The 18,426-nt window shown below is 72.4% G+C and carries 19 protein-coding genes; 5 read left to right on the top strand and 14 right to left on the bottom strand.

The window, feature by feature from the left end; all coding sequences use genetic code 11:
- Positions 1-11: 11 nt before the first annotated feature.
- Both IEY61_RS07755 and IEY61_RS07750 read right to left on the bottom strand, forming a co-directional pair.
- Complete coding sequence (locus IEY61_RS07755; RefSeq protein ID WP_189041965.1) at positions 12-1,340, bottom strand: glutamyl-tRNA reductase; 1,329 nt, start codon at positions 1,338-1,340, stop codon at positions 12-14.
- Complete coding sequence (locus IEY61_RS07750) at positions 1,337-2,107, bottom strand: redox-sensing transcriptional repressor Rex (protein WP_189041963.1); 771 nt, start codon at positions 2,105-2,107, stop codon at positions 1,337-1,339. Before IEY61_RS07750 ends, IEY61_RS07755 begins: the two co-directional genes overlap by 4 nt.
- Before the next feature lie 403 nt (positions 2,108-2,510).
- On the opposite strand from IEY61_RS07750, the gene IEY61_RS07745 reads away from it, so the two are divergent.
- Together IEY61_RS07745 and IEY61_RS07740 are read left to right on the top strand one after the other, a co-directional pair.
- Complete coding sequence (locus IEY61_RS07745) at positions 2,511-3,800, top strand: sensor histidine kinase (RefSeq protein ID WP_189042092.1); 1,290 nt, start codon at positions 2,511-2,513, stop codon at positions 3,798-3,800.
- 25 nt (positions 3,801-3,825) lie between these two features.
- A complete protein-coding gene (locus IEY61_RS07740; protein ID WP_189041961.1) occupies positions 3,826-4,467 on the top strand; it encodes a response regulator transcription factor in 642 nt (213 codons plus the stop codon).
- Positions 4,468-4,555: 88 nt separating this feature from the next.
- Here the strand turns inward: IEY61_RS07740 and IEY61_RS07735 are convergent, their stop codons facing one another.
- Both IEY61_RS07735 and IEY61_RS07730 read right to left on the bottom strand, forming a co-directional pair.
- The gene (locus IEY61_RS07735) at positions 4,556-5,203 is read right to left on the bottom strand and encodes an HAD family hydrolase (protein ID WP_189041959.1); all 648 of its coding nucleotides are present in this window, start codon (positions 5,201-5,203) and stop codon (positions 4,556-4,558) included.
- 36 nt (positions 5,204-5,239) lie between these two features.
- Complete coding sequence (locus IEY61_RS07730; RefSeq protein ID WP_189041956.1) at positions 5,240-5,491, bottom strand: glutaredoxin family protein; 252 nt, start codon at positions 5,489-5,491, stop codon at positions 5,240-5,242.
- A 682-nt stretch (positions 5,492-6,173) separates the two neighbouring features.
- Here IEY61_RS07730 and IEY61_RS07725 point away from each other — a divergent pair.
- From IEY61_RS07725 to IEY61_RS07715, 3 genes are all read left to right on the top strand, one after another.
- A complete protein-coding gene (locus IEY61_RS07725) occupies positions 6,174-7,118 on the top strand; it encodes an ECF subfamily RNA polymerase sigma factor, BldN family (protein ID WP_189041954.1) in 945 nt (314 codons plus the stop codon).
- A 272-nt stretch (positions 7,119-7,390) separates the two neighbouring features.
- Complete coding sequence (locus tag IEY61_RS07720; RefSeq protein ID WP_189041952.1) at positions 7,391-8,251, top strand: DUF5667 domain-containing protein; 861 nt, start codon at positions 7,391-7,393, stop codon at positions 8,249-8,251.
- A 95-nt stretch (positions 8,252-8,346) separates the two neighbouring features.
- Positions 8,347-9,216 carry an HAD family hydrolase gene (locus IEY61_RS07715; protein WP_189041950.1) on the top strand — a complete coding sequence of 290 codons (870 nt, stop codon included), beginning with the start codon at positions 8,347-8,349 and terminating at the stop codon, positions 9,214-9,216.
- A gap of 22 nt (positions 9,217-9,238) precedes the next feature.
- Here the strand turns inward: IEY61_RS07715 and IEY61_RS07710 are convergent, their stop codons facing one another.
- From IEY61_RS07710 to IEY61_RS07665, 10 genes are all read right to left on the bottom strand, one after another.
- Positions 9,239-10,150: a lysophospholipid acyltransferase family protein gene (locus IEY61_RS07710; protein ID WP_373293114.1), complete on the bottom strand. Its 912-nt coding sequence runs from the start codon at positions 10,148-10,150 to the stop codon at positions 9,239-9,241.
- Between the two features lie 62 nt (positions 10,151-10,212).
- Positions 10,213-11,286, bottom strand: a complete 1,074-nt coding sequence (locus IEY61_RS07705) for an NAD-dependent epimerase/dehydratase family protein (RefSeq protein ID WP_189041947.1) — start codon at positions 11,284-11,286, stop codon at positions 10,213-10,215.
- A gap of 119 nt (positions 11,287-11,405) precedes the next feature.
- Positions 11,406-11,507 (bottom strand): 30S ribosomal protein bS22, encoded by a 102-nt coding sequence (locus tag IEY61_RS07700; RefSeq protein ID WP_007465623.1) that lies wholly within the window; start codon positions 11,505-11,507, stop codon positions 11,406-11,408.
- A gap of 221 nt (positions 11,508-11,728) precedes the next feature.
- Positions 11,729-11,938 carry a helix-turn-helix domain-containing protein gene (locus IEY61_RS07695; RefSeq protein WP_091079691.1) on the bottom strand — a complete coding sequence of 70 codons (210 nt, stop codon included), beginning with the start codon at positions 11,936-11,938 and terminating at the stop codon, positions 11,729-11,731.
- Positions 11,939-12,154: 216 nt separating this feature from the next.
- Positions 12,155-13,339: an ABC transporter permease gene (locus tag IEY61_RS07690; RefSeq protein ID WP_189041945.1), complete on the bottom strand. Its 1,185-nt coding sequence runs from the start codon at positions 13,337-13,339 to the stop codon at positions 12,155-12,157.
- Complete coding sequence (locus IEY61_RS07685) at positions 13,336-14,079, bottom strand: ABC transporter ATP-binding protein (protein ID WP_189042088.1); 744 nt, start codon at positions 14,077-14,079, stop codon at positions 13,336-13,338. Before IEY61_RS07685 ends, IEY61_RS07690 begins: the two co-directional genes overlap by 4 nt.
- Before the next feature lie 44 nt (positions 14,080-14,123).
- The gene (locus IEY61_RS07680) at positions 14,124-15,515 is read right to left on the bottom strand and encodes an efflux RND transporter periplasmic adaptor subunit (RefSeq protein WP_189041943.1); all 1,392 of its coding nucleotides are present in this window, start codon (positions 15,513-15,515) and stop codon (positions 14,124-14,126) included.
- A gap of 36 nt (positions 15,516-15,551) precedes the next feature.
- Positions 15,552-16,961: a hypothetical protein gene (locus tag IEY61_RS07675; protein WP_229705752.1), complete on the bottom strand. Its 1,410-nt coding sequence runs from the start codon at positions 16,959-16,961 to the stop codon at positions 15,552-15,554.
- 72 nt (positions 16,962-17,033) lie between these two features.
- On the bottom strand, positions 17,034-17,612 hold the full coding sequence (locus IEY61_RS07670; protein ID WP_189041941.1) for a TetR/AcrR family transcriptional regulator: 579 nt from the start codon (positions 17,610-17,612) through the stop codon (positions 17,034-17,036).
- Complete coding sequence (locus tag IEY61_RS07665; RefSeq protein ID WP_189041939.1) at positions 17,605-18,405, bottom strand: alpha/beta fold hydrolase; 801 nt, start codon at positions 18,403-18,405, stop codon at positions 17,605-17,607. Before IEY61_RS07665 ends, IEY61_RS07670 begins: the two co-directional genes overlap by 8 nt.
- Between the last annotated feature and the right edge of the window lie 21 nt (positions 18,406-18,426).

The following is an 18,426-nucleotide window of genomic DNA, read 5'->3' as shown; positions in this document are numbered from 1 at the left end:
CTGCCGCTCGCTCATCGCTCACCTTCCTCGGCTGGAGTGATGTCGGGGACGGTGTCCACCGGTGAGGTCTGTGGGACCTGGAGGTCGAAGAGTTCGCGCAACAGTGCCGCGTACTGGTCGCCACCGGGCTCGGCGGCGAGTTGCCGGACCCGCACGGTCGGCTGGTGCAGCAGCCGCTGGACCACCCGGTGCACGGTACGGGCGATCTCGGCGCGCTGGTCGTCGGTGAGGTCGGGGCGACGCTGCGCGAGCCGGCGCAGTTCGGTGCCGACCACGTCGTCGGCCCGCCCGCGCAGGGCGGCCACGGTCGGCGCCACGTCGGCCCCGCGCAGCCAGGTCAGGAAGGACTCGACCTCGCCGGCCACGATCCGTTCGACGGCGGCGGCGTCGACGGCGGCCGGACCATCGGCGAGCAGGGCCGCCATCCGGTCGATGTCGATCACCTCGACACCGGCCAACCCGGCCACGCCGGGGCCGACGTCGCGCGGCACCGCCAGGTCGAGCAGGACCAGCGGCCCACGTTCGGGGTCACGAGCGGCCACCGCCTCGGCGACGACCTCGCGGGTGAGGACCGGCTCGGCGGAGGCAGTGGCGGCCACTACGATGTCCACTGTGGAAAGTGTGTCGACCAGTTCGGCCATCGGTCGCGCGGTCGCGCCGTACGACTCGGCCAGCCGGGCCGCCCGCTGGGCGCTCCGGTTGGTCACGCTCAGCGGCCCGGCGCCGAGCCGGGACAGCGTCGCCACGCCCAGCGAGCCCATCGCCCCCGCTCCCACGACCAGCGCGGGACGACCGGCGAGGTCGTCGTCGAGATGACCGGCGGCCAGCCCCAGCGCGGCGGTGACCACGCTCTGACCGGCCCGGTCGATGCCGGTCTCGGAATGGGCCCGCTTGCCGACCCGCAGCGCCTGCTGCATCAGTTCGTGCAGCAGGCGTCCGGCGGTGTCGGCCTCGCTGGCCCGGTGGTAGGCGTCCCGGAGCTGACCGAGGATCTGCGCCTCGCCGATCACCATCGAGTCCAGGCCGGCGACGACCCGGAAGACATGGTTCACCGCGGCGGAGTCGAAGTGCACGTAGAGATGGTTGGCCAGCCCGGCCGGCTGGCAGTCGGCCTGCTCGGCGAGCACCGCGCAGATGTCACCGAGACCGCCGTGGAAGCCGGACACCGCCGCGTAGACCTCCACCCGGTTGCAGGTGGAGACCAGGACGGCCTCGCTCACGTACGGCTGCGCGACCAGACGGTCCAGCATGCGGGTGAGATCGGCCGAGGACACCGCGAGCCGTTCCAGGGCGGCGACCGACGCGGTGCGGTAGGACGCGCCAACGACGAGGAGTTTCACGTGCCGATCGCCTCCTGGCTCTCGGTGACCGCGAGGCCACCCGGAAGGGCGGTCAGGGCGGACCCACCGGCGGTGGGAAACGCGGTCTGGGATGCCTTGCGGTGCTCATGAAACGACAGGATCTGAAGCTCGACGGCGAGGTCGACCTTGCGTACGTCGACGCCGGAGGGGACCGAGAGCACGCAGGGCGCGAAGTTCAGGATGCTCGTCACGCCGACGGCCACGAGTTGGTCCGCCACCTGCTGGGCCGCTGTCGCGGGGGTGGCGATGACACCTATCGCGATCGAGTCCTCGGCCGCCACCCGGGGCAGCTCGTCGATGTGCCGGACGACAAGGCCGTTGATCTCCTCGCCGACCCGACCGGGGTCGGCGTCGAGGAGGGCGGCGATCCGGAAGCCGCGGCTGGCGAAGCCGTCGTACCCGGCCAGGGCGTGACCGAGGTTACCCACGCCCACCAGCGCGACCGCCCGGCGCTGAGTGAGACCGAGCACGTACTCGATCTGCTCTATCAACAGCCCCACGTCGTAGCCGACCCCCCGGGTGCCGTACGAGCCGAGCTGGGACAGGTCCTTGCGGAGTTTGGCCGAGTTGACCCCGGCGGCGTTGGCCAACCCTTCGCTGGAAATCGTCTCGTGACCGGTTTCGGCGAGATTGTGCAGGGCACGGAGGTACTCGGGCAGCCGGGCCACCGTCGCCTCAGGCAGATCCGGAAGCGCCGGTACGGCACCGGCGCGGTCGGGCGCGCCAGGGTGACGGTGCTGACTCATGAGACTCCGTGCGGTGCGATCCTTGACCAACTCCACCGGCCGGCCAACTAGGGACTCCCGCTGACGACCGAGATTGCCGGCTGTGCTAGCAGGACGCGTCGGAATCACAGAGTAGGCGCTTGTGAAGACGTGCACAAATCGCGATCTTGTTGGCACGCACCCCGTCTTCACCAGCCCCTCCCTTCCGCAAGATCGATGACAATCCTCGTGGCGACCCGCCGGCGCGATTATTGCCCAATCCCGACTTCTCTGACCAATCACGCGCGCCCAGTAACGTCATGTCACCGCTCGACGACGCGAATTTCTCGCCCATGGTAGGGAGAGCCCTACCATGGAGAGGCCGGCGCACGGGATGGGCCGAGCGGGTTCCGCGCCATAGCCTCGAAACGTGACCGTCGTACCGATGACCCCCGCGCCCACCGTCACCACCCGTGTCCGGATCGTCCACCGGCAACTCCTCCTGGATTCGGGCTACGTGCTCTCCGGCATGCCGCTCGGGTTGGCGGCCTTCGTGCTGGCCGTGGCGGGAATCTCACTCAGCAGCGGTCTGTTGGTCGTCGCGATCGGCCTGCCGGTCCTCGCCGGCTCCCTCCAGGTGGTCCGCAGTCTGGCCGACTTCGAGCGGCTGCGGATCGCCACCCTGCTGCGCCAGCCACTGGTCCGGCCCGACTACCTGACCCCCGACCCGTCCGAGGGCATCTGGCGGCGGAGCCTGGTGCCGGTGCGGGACACCCAGTCCTGGCTCGACCTGCTGCACGCGCTCGTCCGGCCGATGGTGGAGCTATCCACGTTCGCCGTGGTGCTCACCTGGTGGGCCGGAGCCGTCGGGGGCATGCTCTACCCGGCCTACTTCTGGGCGCTGCCCGACGGCCCCGACAACCAGGACCTCAGCGAGCTGCTCGGCATGGGGGACGGTGTCGCGGCACGCCTCGCACTGAACCTCTCGATCGGGCTGTTCTTCCTGCTCACCCTGCCGCTGGTGGCGCGCGGCTGCGCCCGGTTCCAGGCCGGCCTGGCCCGTTCCCTGCTGACCGGGGTGGCCGAGATGCGGCACCGGATCATCATGCTGGAGGAACAGAAGCGGGCCGCCGCGTCTGCGGAGGCATCCGCGCTGCGCCGGCTGGAGCGGGACATCCACGACGGCCCGCAGCAGCGCCTGGTCCGCCTCGCCATGGACCTCAGCCGGGCCCGGCAGCAGCTCGCCGCCGATCCGGGGGCGGCCGGGCGGACCCTGGACGAGGCGGTCGCCCAGACCCGGGAGACCCTGAACGAGCTGCGGGGGCTGTCCCGGGGAATCGCTCCGCCGATTCTGGTCGACCGGGGGCTGCCCAGTGCCCTGGCCGCCCTCGCCGCCCTCGCCCTCGTTCCCACCGAACTACAGGTCGAGGACGACCTGGGTACGCCCGGCGGACGGCTGGACCCGGCCGTGGAGAGCACGGCGTACTTCGTGGTCGCCGAGGCGCTCACCAACGTGGCGAAGCACAGCCGGGCCACCGAGTGCCAGGTCACCGTCCAGCGGGACGGGTCGCAGCTGCGGGTCGGCGTCGCCGACGACGGCCAGGGCGGCGCGCACCTGGCCAAGGGGCATGGACTGGCCGGAATCGCCGACCGCGTCCGCGCGGCCGGCGGGCAGCTCACCGTGACGAGCCCGGCCGGCGGCCCCACCGAGGTACGCGCGGAACTGCCGCTGTGAGCGGTTCGTGGTAGACAACACGTCCATGCGGATCGTGATCGCCGACGACGCCGTCCTGCTCCGGGAGGGGCTGGTCCGGCTGCTCACCGAGCGCGACCACCAGGTGGTGGCCGCCGTCGGTGACGGGGAGTCCCTGGTGGCGGCCGTGGTGACCCACCGTCCGGACGTGTCGATCGTCGATGTCCGGATGCCGCCGTCGCACACCGACGAGGGGCTGCGGGCCGCCGTCGAGGCCCGCCGGCTGGTGCCCCGGACGCCGATCCTGGTGCTTTCCCAGTACGTCGAGGTGTCGTACGCCGACGATCTGCTCGCCACCGGGGCCGGGATCGGCTACCTGCTCAAGGACCGGGTGGCCGCGATCGGCGAGTTCCTCGACGCCTTGGAGCGGGTCGCCGACGGTGGCAGCGTCCTGGACCCCGAGGTGATCGCCCAGCTTTTCGCCCGCCGCCGCCGCGACGACCCGCTGCGGAACCTGACCCCACGCGAGCGCGAGGTGCTCGCCCTGATGGCCGAGGGGCACTCCAACACCGCGATCGCCGGCACCCTCGTTGTGACGGACGGCGCGGTCGAGAAGCATGTCCGCAACATCTTCACCAAGCTCGACCTGCCCCCCGACACTGAGCAGCACCGTCGGGTCCGAGCCGTCCTGGCCTACCTCCGCACCTGACCCCACCCGATCCCGTTGATCATGAGGTTGACGGCACCGGAGGAGACGACATCGCCGCCGACCTCACGGTCAACGCGGAGAAGCGGCCCTAGACGGACCGGGCCAGGTGGACCGCCTCCGCCAGGGTGTCGGCGACCGGGTGACCGGAGGCCTCCAGGCGGGCCCGGTCGGTGAAACCACCGGCGTAGAGCACCGCGCGACCGCCGACCGAGAGCGCGGCGTCGGCGTCGTCGATCGAGTCGCCGATCAGCACCACCGAACGACCGTCCACGCCGAGTTCGTCGAGGTGCCGCACCAGCGACTCGGCCTTGCGGTCGCCGCCGACCTCGGCCCGCAGCCCGTCGACCCGGCTGAAGCGCCCGGCCAGGCCGTACGTCCGCACGGCGGGCACCAACTCGTCGTGGAACCACATGGACAGCAGCGACTGGCTGCCCGACCAGGCCGCCAGCGCGTCGACGGCGTCATGGGCCAGCTCACAGGTGGTCAGCCCGAGGCGGTACGCCTCGTGGAAGATCTTGTCTAAGCGGCCGAAGTTCTCGCCGTCCACCGCGCGGCCGAGCACCTCCGCGTAGTAGTCGGCGATCGGCCGACGGAAGCGCACCCGATGCTCCGCCGCGGTCACCGTCGGCCCGCCCTCGCTGACGAACACGGCGTTGGTGCAGGCCACCACCAGATCGAGATCGTTGAGCAGGGTGCCGTTCCAGTCCCACACCAGATGGGTACGCGCAGGGGTCATCGCCGCACCCTATCCGGGCGCGAACATCCCTGGCGGCTAGAGCTGAGGCGTGGTCAGATCCCGCAGCAGCCGGTCCTCCTCGACCCGCCAGTAGCCGTGCTCCTTGCCGTCGAGCAGCACCACCGGTAGCCGATCGCCGTACTCGCGTTCCAACTCGACGTCATTGCTGACATCCCACTCGGTCCACCGGTCGCCGGTGACCGCGACCACCCGATCAAGCGCGGCCTTGGCGTCCTCACACAGGTGACAGCCAGGTCTGGTGATCAGGGTCAGGCGGGGCTCACGCATCGGTCTCCTCACCTCGCGTCGGCGGCGTACTGCACGGTGGCCGAGTCTGGCACAGCCCTGCTCCAGCCGACCACGTCCACCCGGCCCCGGGTCGACGCCGGATCCGGCCACCGCACGACCGAGGGCGCCGGGGGACGGGACGGTCCTACGACGACAACGCGCGCCCCCGACCGCCGGACGCGGCTGAGTCCCGTGCACGGAACCCGATCGGGCCGCACCGGCAGCGTTCGGAAGGCCCCGCGAGGCGTTGCGGCCACAGGCGGAGCACCTCGCGCGGAGGCCGAGCCGGGGTCTCGGCAGACCGGCGATACATCGTTGACGACCACCCTGACCTGCGACCTCGTCCCAAACAGCCGGAAATTCGATTGTCAACCACCCTCGACGGACAACCGGTCCGCCACGCCCCCGGCGGGTCGGGAAATACTTCGGCCCTGTGTAACGGACTTGCCACGCGCGGGTGACGTTGGCCCTATCATCACTCGGGTCGGCTCACCCCGTTTTGCCGTGAGTCGACACCCCTCAGCCCGAGGAGGCCCCCCGTGCTCGTGAGCGCATCGGACCAGCACCTCAAGGGGATCTGCCGCCCGCCGGCAAGCCCCGGAGGCATCCTACCCAGCGGTGACCTGACCAATCGACCATCGTCCACCGGCGGGCTGGCGGACGGCGGAACGGAGGCGGCACGATGACCACCTTCGGCTTCGCGCACCGCCTGGTGGGCCTGACCGATCCGGCACGCACCCCGGTCAACGAGCGGGCGGGCGGTCGCGGCCCGCAGGACACCGCGGGCAACCTGCCCACTCGGGGTGAGGGTGCCGCACAGCGGGTGAGCAGCAGGCCGCACCAGAACGAGCCGCCGCATCGACCATCGACGCCCGGCGGAAACGCGGGACCGGCTGGTGGCCGGGTCGCCTCCCCGAGCCGACCGACCATGCCGGCCCAGGCCCGGCGCGGCGGAGACGGGGTGGTCACCGAACGGCCGGCGGCCGAGACCACGATCCTTCCCGCCGTCCCCGCCGCTCCCGGCGCCTCCACCGGTTTTCCGAGTCGCCCCGATCCCTCCGATCCGGCCACCGAGGTCTGGGCCCTGGTCGAACGCGCGCAAGCCGGTGAGGCCGAGGCGTTCGGCCTGATCTACGACCGCTACGTCGACACCGTCTTCCGCTTCGTCTACTTCCGGGTCGGCAACCGGCAACTCGCCGAGGATCTCACCTCCGACACCTTTTTGCGGGCGCTCAAGCGGATCGGCAGCTTCACCTGGCAGGGCCGCGACCTCGGAGCCTGGCTGGTCACCATCGCCCGCAACCTGGTAGCCGACCATTTCAAGTCCGGCCGCTACCGGCTGGAGGTGACCACCGGCGATGTGCTCGACGCCGACCGGGAGGATCGCGGCCCGGAGGGTAGCCCGGAGGCCGCGGTGGTGGAGCACATCACCAACGTCGCCCTGCTCAGCGCCGTCAAGCGGCTCAACCCGGAGCAGCAGGAGTGCATCGTGCTCCGCTTCCTCCAGGGCTTCTCGGTCGCCGAGACGGCCCGGTCGATGGGCAAGAACGAGGGCGCGATCAAGGCGCTTCAGTACCGCGCTGTCCGGGCCCTGGCCCGGCTGCTCCCGGACGGTTTCCAGCCCTAGTCCACGAACATGGTCGTCCTGGGTGTCCGGACATCTCGGCCTCGGGCAGCCTCGGGGCGGTGATCAATTTGCGACATTTCGGGCCGGCAGCCCGTAACCGGAAGGCGGCGCGGCGCGTTTCTCCGGGTGCGACCGGTGACAGTCCGGGACCTCCGGATTTCCCCGATGACGGGCGACCGGCGCCAACGGCCTCCGCCGTGGCGTCACGCGGTCATCGGTCGCTGCCGGTGACCGCGGCCGACCGGCCGGGTCCAGCGAGAGGAGGTGCCGCGGTGGACAACGCCCTCTTCTCCCGTCGGCGCGCCGAGCGCTTTGCGCAGCTTCTTGACGAAGCGAACGGCGGCCGACGCCATCACGTCCGTTCCCGGTCCGACGAGCAGCTCACGCCGCTCGTCTCGCTCAGCCGGCAGTTGGCCGCCGAACCGGCCGAGGCCACGGCGGATCCCGAGTTCCGGGCCGGCCTGCGGGCAATGCTGCTTGCCACGGCCGCCCGGGATGGCATCGGCACCTCCGCCGCCGCCCGGCCGGCCGAGAAGGCCAGCGCCGGCCGGGGTCCCCTGCTGCCGGCCGTCACCGCTCGCCGGGCCCGCGCCCGCGGCGCGATCCTGGTCGGCATCGCGGCCGGCGCCATCGCCGTCTCCGGCATCTCGGCGGCCAGCGAGAACGCCGTGCCGGGTGACGCGCTGTACGGCATGAAGCGCGGCACCGAGCGGGCCCAGCTCGCGCTGACCAGCTCCGAGATCAACCGAGGCCAACTCTTCCTCGGCTTCGCCCGCACCCGGCTGGCCGAGGCGTCCGCGCTGCGGGGCGACCGGGCCGGGTACAGCGCGGTGCTGGATGACATGGACTCGGACACCCGCCAGGGCGTACGCCTCCTCACCGGCGCTGCGGCGCAGCGTGCGGACGCCGCGCCGCTGGACGCGGTCGACAGCTTCGTCGGCCGGCAGCGCCGGGCCCTCGACGCACTGACGGAGGGAGCGTCCCGGGCCGACCGGGAGCGCACCTCGCACTCTCTGGTCCTGCTGGAGTCGGTCGCCGAACGCGCCGACACGCTGCGCACCGCCATCGGCTGCGGTCAGCCCGCCACCACCGCCAGCGATCATCTCGGCCCCACCCCCGGCACCTGCCCCTGAGCGGTCGCACCGCGATCGGAACGGTCGACCGCCTGGCCGGTTACCCTCGGACCGGGGGCACCAGCAGGCCCGGCGGGCAACATGAGGGGGAACGGGTGGCGCGCAGCCGCAAGGTGACCGTCAGCACCGACACGCAGGGGCACACCGCCGGTTGGGCCCAGACGGAGCCCGCTCCGCCGGTCGCACCGGATCCCAGCGCCGCCGCCTTCTTCGACGTGGACAACACGATGATGCAGGGTGCCTCGATCTACTGGTTCGCCCGTGGTCTCGCCGCGCGCAACTACTTCACCGGCGCGGACCTGGCCCGGTTCGCCTGGCAGCAGCTGCGTTTCCGGCTGCTTGCCCGGGAGCACGCCGGGGACATGTCGCGGGCCAAGGAGGCCGCCCTGGCCTTCGTCGAGGGCTGGCGGGTGGAGGATGTCGAGCGGCTCACCGAGGAGATCTTCGACGAGCTGATGGCACCCCGGATCTGGGTCGGCACCCGACATCTGGCCCAGGGGCACCTCGACGCCGGCGAACGGGTCTGGCTGGTCAGTGCCGCCCCCGTGGAGATCGGCCGGGTGATCGCCACCCGCCTCGGCCTGACCGGTGCGATCGGTACGGTCGCCGAGGTTATCGACGGAGCGTACACGGGCCGGCTGATCGGCGACCTGATGCACGGGCCGGCCAAGGCCGAGGCGATCACCCAGCTCGCCGCCGTGGAGGGCCTGGACCTGGATCGCTGCGCCGCCTACAGCGACTCCGCCAACGACCTGCCGATGCTCTCCACGGTCGGCCGGGCGGTGGCGGTCAACCCGGACACCGCTCTGCTGCGTCAGGCCCGCCGACAGGGCTGGCAGGTACGCGACTTCCGCACCGGCCGCCGCGCCGTGAAGATCGCCGTTCCGTCGACCGCCGCCGCCGGACTCGTGGTCGGCGCGGTCACCGCCGGCGTGGCGCTGCAACGCCGTCGCCGTAGCGGCTGAAAGCGCCGGGGAGCGGGCGTTCTCAAGGACCGAACGGGTCCGGACGCCGTTCCAGCAACTCGTGCAGGGTCTGCTGGATCGTCTCCCGGACCTGGTCGGCGAGGTTGAACACGACCAGCGGATCGTCCGCCGAGTCGGTCAGGTGGGCGGTCGGGATCGGCGGGCAGAACTGGATGAGCCACTTGCTCGGCAGCGGCACCATGCCCAGCGGACCGAGCCAGGGAAAGGTCGGCGTCACCGGGAAGTACGGCAGCTTGAGCAGCCGGGCCAACGGCTTGATGTCGGCGAGCATCGGATAGATCTCCTCGCCGCCGACGATCGCGACCGGGATGATCGGGGTGCCGGTGCGCAGCGCCGCCGAGACGAATCCGCCCCGACCGAAGCGCTGCAGCTTGTAGCGCTCCGCGTACAGCTTGCCGACACCCTTGAAGCCCTCCGGAAAGACGCCGACCAGCTCACCGCCGCGCAACAGCCGCTCGGCGTCCGGGTTGCAGGCCACCGTCCCGCCGGTCTTGCGTGCGACCTCGGAGACCACGGGCATCCGGAAGACCAGGTCCGCGCCGAGCAGCCGGAGGAAGCGACGGGCCGGGTGTTCGTGGTGCAGGGCGGTGGAGAGGATCAGCGCGTCCAGCGCCACCGTGCCGGAGTGGTTGCCGACCACCAGCCCGGCGCCGTCGGCGGGGACGTGCTCCAGGCCGCTGACCTCGGTGCGGAACCAGTCCTGGTAGAGCCGGCGCAGCAGCGGGTGGAAGACCGCCTGGGTCAGCTCCGGGTCGAAGCCGAACTCGTCCACCTCGTAGTCGCCGGCCAGCCGCCGACGCAGGAACGCCAGCCCGCTGGCGATCCGCCGGTCCCAGTCGTCACCGGGCTGGTCCGCCACCGCCGGGTGGTGGCCGTTCTGCGCGGCCGGCTCGGCGGCGGCGGAGGAGGACACCGGTGGCGGCACGGCGAACCCGCCGTCGCGGCGCGTCCCGTCACGCTGCTCCCCGGGCCCGGTCACGACCGCTCCCGGGCGGCGGCGCGGACCTGCCGGATCCCGTCGAGCACCAACTGCTCGGCGGCGGCCAGACGGTCCCGGGTCAGCAGGGCACGGCCGTGGTGGGCCCGGATGAAGTCGTCGAACGCGGCGGCGGTCGAGCGGGGGGTGAAGGCGTACTCCCGTTCCAGTCGGGAGATGTCCACCACCCGTCCGTGCACGAAGAGGTCGACCTGGTCGAGCCCGTAGCGGCCGTAGCCCATGGCCCGGGCGAGAGCGACGGCGCCGGACAGGCCCGGCTCCAGCACCGGGACGGCGACCCGGCCGGCACGCCGGATCGCCTGGGACAGGGCGAGCACCCCGGGCCCCGCGACGTTGTACGTGCCGGAGTGGTCCTCGACGACCGACCGGTGCAGCACCTCCAACGCGTCATCGAAGTGCAGGAACTGCAACCGGGCGTCCCGACCGAAGATGGTGGGCACCACGGGCAGGGAGAAATACCTGGTCAGCGTGGTGTCGGCCGTCGAGCCGATGAACGGTGCGAAGCGCAGCACGGTGGCGGTCACGTCGGGACGCCGGCGGCGGAAACCGCGGACGTACCCCTCGATGTCGAGGATGTCCCGGCCGAAGCCGCCGCGCGGCACCTCCCGCGGCTCGGTCTCCTCGGTGAAGACAGCCGGGTCCCGGAACGAGGCACCGTACGCCGCCGTCGAGGAGCGGACCACCAGCTTGCGAAGCCGGGGTGCCCGTTGACAGGCGGCGAGCAGCTGCATGGTGCCGATGACGTTCTGTTCCTTCATCGCCGCCCGGTCGCCGTGCTGTGGATCGGGGGCGCTGGCCAGGGCCAGGTGCACCACGGTGTCGACGTCGAGGTCGGCGAGGAGCCCGCCGACCGCGCCGGCGTCGACGCGGACCCGCTCGACCCGGTCGAGCAAGCCGCCGACCTCGGGCGCCAGCTCCGGCACGTCGACGCCGATGACCCGGTCGATCCGGGGGTCGGCGGCCAGCCGGGCGGCGACGTGCGCGCCGAGGTAACGGCTGACCCCGGTCACGACGACGACCCCCGGAGGGCTCACCGAGCCACCGGGGGTCACGTCTCGCACCTACCCCGGCAGCTGAGACCGAGCCGGGACAGCCACGGCCTGATCACCTGTGCCTCCGAGGGTCGACAGTTGGCAAGTCACGGAGGGGCCGGGCCGCAGCCCGGCCTCCGTCACTTGCCGAGACGGCGACGCTGGACGCGGGTCTTGCGCAGCAGCTTGCGGTGCTTCTTCTTAGCCATGCGCTTGCGGCGCTTCTTGACCACCGAGCCCATACGACAGCCTTTCGATGCAACGTGCGGCGCGATCGGAAGACGCCGTGAACAGTGGCGTCGGCGACCGCTTGCGGACAAACGGATCGGACCGGCGGGGTGGGCGACGGGGCGCACCAGCGGTCACGATCGCCAGTCCAGCGTAGCGGGGCCGCGACGGCGGGACCAACGCGCCCCCGGTCGATGCCCGTTCACCGGGCCTGTCGGGCCGGATCCGCCCGCCGTCAGGCGGTCTCCTGGAAGGCACCGCGGAGATACTCGTGCACCGCGTGCTCGGGCACCCGGAACGACCTGCCGACGCGCACGGCGGTCAACTCACCGCTGTGCACGAGACGGTAGACCGTCATCTTGGAGACCCGCATGACCGTCGCCACCTCCGCGACGGTGAGGAACTTGACATCCGACAGCCGACCGTCGGACTGCGACCCGGCCATGGCTCACCCGACCAATCCCATGCCCGGCGCGTGCCGCCCCACAGGTCCTCCCGCACGGCCGGCGACGCGCGTGTTACCAGTACGGTAGCGGGGCCGCTGTGACCGGCGCGATCCCTTCCTGCAACTGATCATGACCCCGATCCCGGCAACTCGCGAAAAACCCCTGGTCGGGTGGCTCGCACCCGGTTCGTCAACAGCGATCATCTTCGGCCACGATCACTCGGCGCGCAAGGCGACCACCGGGTCGAGCCGGGCGGCCCGTTGCGCGGGCACCACCCCGAAGACGATCCCCACCGCCGCCGACACGCTGAAGGCCAGCGCCAACGACCACCAGGTCACCGCCGCCGGAATGGGCGAGACTGCGGCCACCAGCAGCGCACCGCCCACGCCGAGGGCCATCCCGGTCAGCCCACCGATCGCGGTCAGCAGCACCGCTTCCAGCAGGAACTGGACGCCGATGTCGCGGGGACGGGCGCCGACGGCCTTGCGTAACCCGATCTCCCTGGTCCGTTCCCGGACCGAAACGAGCATGATGTTGGAGACGCCGACGCCACCGACCAGCAGCGAGATGCCCGCGATGGCGGCCAGTACGCCGGTCAGGATGCCGAGGATGTCACCGAGCACGCCAAGAATCTGCTCCTGGGTGACCGCGCTGAACTCGGTGCCGGGATGTCGGCCGTTCAACTCCGCCACGATCCGCTCGCCCAGTTCGTCGATGCGTTCCCGGTCCGGTGCCTTCACCGCGATCGCGTCCACCCGCTGGGTGCCGTACAACCGCTGTGCCGCGGTCACCGGTATGTGCACCTCGTCGTCCCGGTCGACGCCGAGGCTCTGCCCCAGCGGCGCGAAGACGCCGATCACCCGGAACCGGACCCCCGCGACGTTGATCTGCTGGCCCACCGCCTCCCGGTCCGGAAACAGGATCCGGGCGACCGAGTCGCCGAGGATCGCGACCCGCCGTCCGGTGTCCACATCGGACCGGCTCAGGTAGCGGCCCCGGGCCACGTCCCGGGCGAAGACCGCCGGGGTGGTCTCCAGCACCCCCTGCACGGTGGTGAAGTCCTGCCGGGTGCCGGCGCGTACGGTCGCGCCGGAGGCGACCGTCACCGCGACCCGGCCGGGATCGCCGACCACCCGGCCGACGGCGTCCACGTCCTGCAGGGTCAGCGGGGAGACCGCCGGCGCGGAACCCACGTCGAGCCGCCCCGGCACGACCAGCAGCAGGTTGGAGCCGAGCCCCTCGACCTGCTGCTCGACCGTCTGCTTGGTGCCGGTGCCGATGGCCACCAGCAACACCACCGAGGCGACCCCGATGATCACTCCGAGCATGGTCAGCAGGCTGCGCATCCGGTTGGCGCGCAGCGCGTCCGACGCCACCCGCCACGCCTCGGCCAGCCTCACGAGCCGGCCCCACCCTCGGCGGGTCCGCCACCCGGGCCAGCGCCGCCGGTGGCCGGACCGGCATCGCTGTCGGCGACGATCACGCCGTCCCGCATCGCGATCCGCCGGCGGGCGCGGGCGGCCACCTCCGCGTCGTGGGTGACCATCACCAGCGCCACCCCCGACTCGGTGTTGAGCTGTTCCAGCAGTTCGAGCACGGCCGCGCCGGTGGTGCTGTCCAGGTTACCGGTCGGCTCGTCGGCGAGCAGCACGGTCGGGTCGGTGACCAGGGCGCGGGCGATCGCCACCCGCTGCTGCTCGCCGCCGGAGAGCTGGTTCGGCCGGTGGTCCAGCCGGTGGCCCAGGCCGACCCGCCCGAGCATCGCGGCGGCGCGCTCGCGCCGCTCCCGGGCACCCACGCCCCGGTACACCAGCGGCAGCGCCACGTTCTCCACCGCCGAGGTGCGCGGCAGCAGGTGGAACGCCTGGAAGACGAAGCCGATGGTCTGGTTGCGCAGCCGGGCCAGTTCGGGCGCGGACAGCCCGCCCACCACCCGCCCGTCGATCACCAACCGGCCGGCCGTCGGCCGGTCGAGCCCGCCGAGCAGGTGCATGAGAGTGGACTTGCCCGACCCGGAGGGTCCGATCAGTGCCACGTAGTCGCCGGCCGGGACGGTCAGCGTCACCCCCCGCAGTGCCGGCACCGAGACCCCGTCCAGCTGGTACGTCCGGGACACGTCGACCGCCTCGATGGCGGGCACCGCGCCCGCCCGGCCACCGCGATCCGCCGGTCGCGGATCCCGACTCACCCGACCTCCTGGCCGTCGCTCACCTGGTCGGCGCCGCGGACCACCACCCGGTCCCCCGGCTGCACACCGTCCACGATCTGCACCAGATCCTGACCCTGCACGCCGACGGTGACCACCGCCCGGTCAGCCCGGCCGTCCCGGACCAGCCAGACCGCGTCCCTCCCGTCCATCGAGAAGACCGCCGACGCGGGCACGGTGACCGCCTCCGCCGCTTCCCGGACCCGCAGCCGCAGCACGGCGTTCATGCCGGGCCGTGGGATCGGTGCCGGTTCCGCCTCGCCGAACCGGCCGGCGCCGAGCGCCAGCCGGACGCGGTAGCTGACCCCACCCCGCGCCGACGTGCTGGGCAGCACGTCGATCGAGCGGACCCTGGCCGCGTAGGTCGCACCGGGCACCGCGTCCAGTTCCACCGTGCCGGTGAGGCCGGCCCGGACCAGCAGCACGTCGGTCTCGTCGACCTCGGCCAACAGGCCCAGCTCGCCGGTGTCCACCACGGTCAGCACCGGGGTTCCGGCGGTGACCCGGCCGCCGACCGGGACGGCGGTGTCCACGCCCGGCGGCGGCCCGGCCGGTGCGCCGCCGAGCACCGCCGGGTCGAGCCCGGCCGGGAGTCCACCCGGTGCCTCGAGCAGCCCGGCGAGCGCACTCGCCGAGCCGGCGGTGCTCACACCACCCGGCTGCACCACCCCGGCGATCGGGGCGCGCAGCGTCAGCGCGTCGACGGTCGCCTTGGCCAGGTCGTACGCCTGCTGGGCCTGGAGTCGTTGGGCGGTGGCGAGCGCGCCGACAGCGGAGTTGAGGTTGCGGACGCCACGCTGCACCTCGCGTACCGCGCGGTCGGCGGCCCGCGCGGCGGCGGCGTACTGTCGCCGGGCGGACTCGACCTGCGCGAGCAGCGCCTTCCGCAGCTCCGGGTCGCTGATCTTCTTGGCGGCGGTGCGGGCGGCCGAGTGCGCCTCGGCCGCGGCCCGATCGGTGCCGGCCAGTGAGCCGGCGAGGTCGCCCCCACCACCACCGCCGGCCCGCTTCGCCGCGCTCAACGCCGCACGGGCCTGGCGGAGCCGCTCCCGCGCCGACGGCGAGTTGACCACCGCGAGCACCTGGCCGCGTCTGACCCGCTGGCCCGGCTCGACCCGCAGGCTGGCCAGCGTCCCGTCGGCGGGCGCGGTGAGGGTCGCCGCCGCCCGGGCGGTGACCGTGGCCGGGGCGTCGATCTCCTCCGTCACCGGGGCCAGCGTGGCCGAGGCGAGCGCGATCGACGGCTCGTCGGCACCACAGGAGGCGGCGCTGGTGAGGGTCAGGACGGCGACGGCGAACAGGGCGGTGAGCAGGCGGGGCCGCATGGCGGCGGCCGGCCGTGGCGGGTCGAGGCGGCGCACTCGGCCCATGCTACGAGCCGGCGTCGATCCGACCGCTGCACGCCCTCAGTTGACGGCGCGGCGGATGTACTTGGCGCAGTCGGCCTGCAGCTTGCTCCAGGGCTTGCCGAAAATCTCCTCGGAAACCTGCCTCGGCACCCGTAGGTCGTGCACCACCACCTTGACGAAGGCGAGCACCTTCTCCTCACCGAAGCGGTCCAGGAGGTACCGGAAGGCGAGGTACGCGACGCCGTAGCTGCCGATCGCCTCCTCGGTCGAGGCGTCCTCGGCGGGCAGCAGTTTGTCCAGTTTGCCGGTCCAGTCGCCCTTGACGAACTTCCGGGTGGGAATCAGCCCGTCGTACCGGGCGACCGACGCACCGTCGGCCCCTGCGTGCTCGGCCAGCCCTTCGATCAACCACCAGGCCGAATCGTCCCAGTAGTCGTTCTCCGGCAACGAGGCGGCGTGCGCGAGCTCGTGCCGGAGCATCACGTCGAGATAGGCGCTGTCGTTGAAGCTGTCCGGCCCGAGTACCACGTCGTGATGACCGCCGCCGACGTTGACGGCGTAGCCGGCGCCCCACTCCGGCTGATCTCCGCCGTACCAGCGCTTCCACTCCTTCGGGCCGGCGTAGAAGATCCGGTACCGCTCGGGCACCGCGCCGTCCACGACGTACCCGTCGGCCACCTTGGCCGCCGCCTCGGCCCGCTTCAACAGGCCCGGCAGCCGGTCGCGGTACGCCGGTGTGGTGCCCACGATCGTGCGCTTGCCCACCACGACCGCCAGCTTGCTGACCTCCCAGGGCAGGGTGCCGGCCTGCGCTCGGACCCGACCGCCCACCTGCGGGGTGGACGTCGACTTCTCCAGTTCGATCAGCCGGGGTTCCGTCCCGTCCCGCCACAAGGTGTTGACCAGCAACGGGCTGGGCCGGCAGTCCGGCTCCACGAAGCAGTACCGGAACTCCACCGACAACCGCCACTCACCGGCGTTGCCGGCCGGCGTGGGCAGGCCGTTCGGGCGGCCCTCCCAGCGGGTCACCCGCAGTTCCCGAAGCCCGGCGAACCGACGCCGCAGGTCACTGTGGACCTTGCGATCCGCGATCGCCAGGAAGCCGGCCCGGTCGCCGGCGAGCAGCGCCGCGGACTGCCGATCCAGCTGCGCGTTGATCCGCTCGGCGACCTGCCGGGCGGCGAGGGTGGTCGGGTTCTCGGTCGGCGCCACGGCCTCGGCCGGCGTCTCGACATCGGCGTCGCCGATCGCCACCAACGCCACCGGCACGGCGCCGGCCAGCAGCAGCACGGCCGTGACCGGCAGCGCCCACCGCCACCAGCGCCGCCGCGCCGGAGCGGTCGCCGGTTCGGGCGCGGCGGCCAGCAGTTCAGGCGCGGCAGGCTCCGCACTGGGCGCTACCGGCTCCGCACTCGACGCGACAGTCTCCGGCAAAGCATCGCCGGCCTCGGGTTTCCCGTGATTCACGCCCCGAAGCGTACGAGCCACACACCACTGAGGACGGTCGGGCCCCAGCTGGCGAGATCACGATCGGGCCGATCATCCCGCGACGGCCGACGGCCAGGAGCGGAAGGCGACGTCGAGGGCGGCGATCAACTGCGCGAAGGAACGGTCGACCTCGCGGGGCAGGCCGAAGCCACCGGTCGCCTCCAGCGCGACGAAACCGTGCACGGCGGCGCGGAACATCCGGGCCGCGTCCACGGCGGCGTCACCGTCGATCCCGTACCCCTGGAGCATGGCGTAGGCGATGCCCACCGCACGCTCTCCCGCGGCCAGGTGCTCCGGATCGGCCGGGTCCGGCACTCGCTGGGAGGCCGGGTAACGGCCGGGATGCCGCCTGGCGTACGACCGGTAGGCGACGGCCACGGCGCGCAGCGCGTCCCCGCCGCTGCGACCGGCGGCAGCGGTCATCATCTCGTCGGCCAACTCGGCAATGGCCAGCGCGGAGAGCTTCTGCGCGAGCGCGTCGGCACCCCTGACGTGCTTGTAGAGGCTGGGCAACGCGACGCCGAGCCGGCTGGCCAGGGCGGCCAGGGTCAGTTTCTCGTACCCGACCTCGTCGGCGAGTTGAGCCGCCGCGCGCACCACGACCTGCGGATTGAGCCCGGCCCTAGCCACGGTCGGTCACCGCCAGGAAGTCGACCAGCTCGGCCGTCATCGCCTCCGGCCGGTCGGCGTGCGGGTAGTGCCCGGCGTCGGTGAGCATCCGCGCCTCGGCGACCTGGAAGAGCCGCCGGGCGGCCCGGGCCTCGGCCGCCGGGTCGGGGAAGTCCGGGTCCTTCGTGCCCATCAGGACCAACACCGGCTGCCGTACCTGCGGGGCCCGCGCGGTCCAGTGCGGCTCGGTCGGAGCGATCACGCCCCGCACCGGCACCATCCGGCCCGGCCGCCGGAGCGCGGCCACCAACTCCCTGCGGTACGCCGCGTCGTCGGCCGGCCGGTGCACCGGGAAGAGGGTGCGGTGGAACATCCCGAACAGTCGCGGACTGCGGACCACTGCCGCCACGGCGAGACGCATGAACGGGTTGAGCTTCGGCTGTGCCACGAACGCGCCGACCAGCACGATGCCGGTGACCAGCTCCGGCGCGTCGGTGGCGGCGAAGACCACCGCCGCGGCACTGGACGAGTTGCCGACCAGGGTGGCTGGCCCGCCATCCAGATCGCGGACCACCGCCAGCAGGTCGCCGCCCACCTCGGCCGGGGCGTACGTCGGCCATCCGGCGCTGGAGTCGCCGTGCCCCCGGACATCGACCGAGGCCACCCGGTAGCCCGCCGCGACCAGCAGCGGAATGAGGTGCCGGTAGGAGTGGCGGTTCTCTCCCATGCCGTGCGAGAGGACCACCAGCGGCCCCTGCCCGTGCACCTCGTACGCGATCCGGCCACCGTCGCGCTCAACAAAGCTATTCGTCATAGCCAGGAGGCTAATGGCATT

The organism is Micromonospora sonchi (assembly GCF_014646235.1).
Lineage (GTDB): Bacteria > Actinomycetota > Actinomycetes > Mycobacteriales > Micromonosporaceae > Micromonospora > Micromonospora sonchi.
The sequence above is the reverse complement of the archived record's forward strand: the minus strand, read 5'-3'. Positions and strand labels throughout refer to the sequence as shown.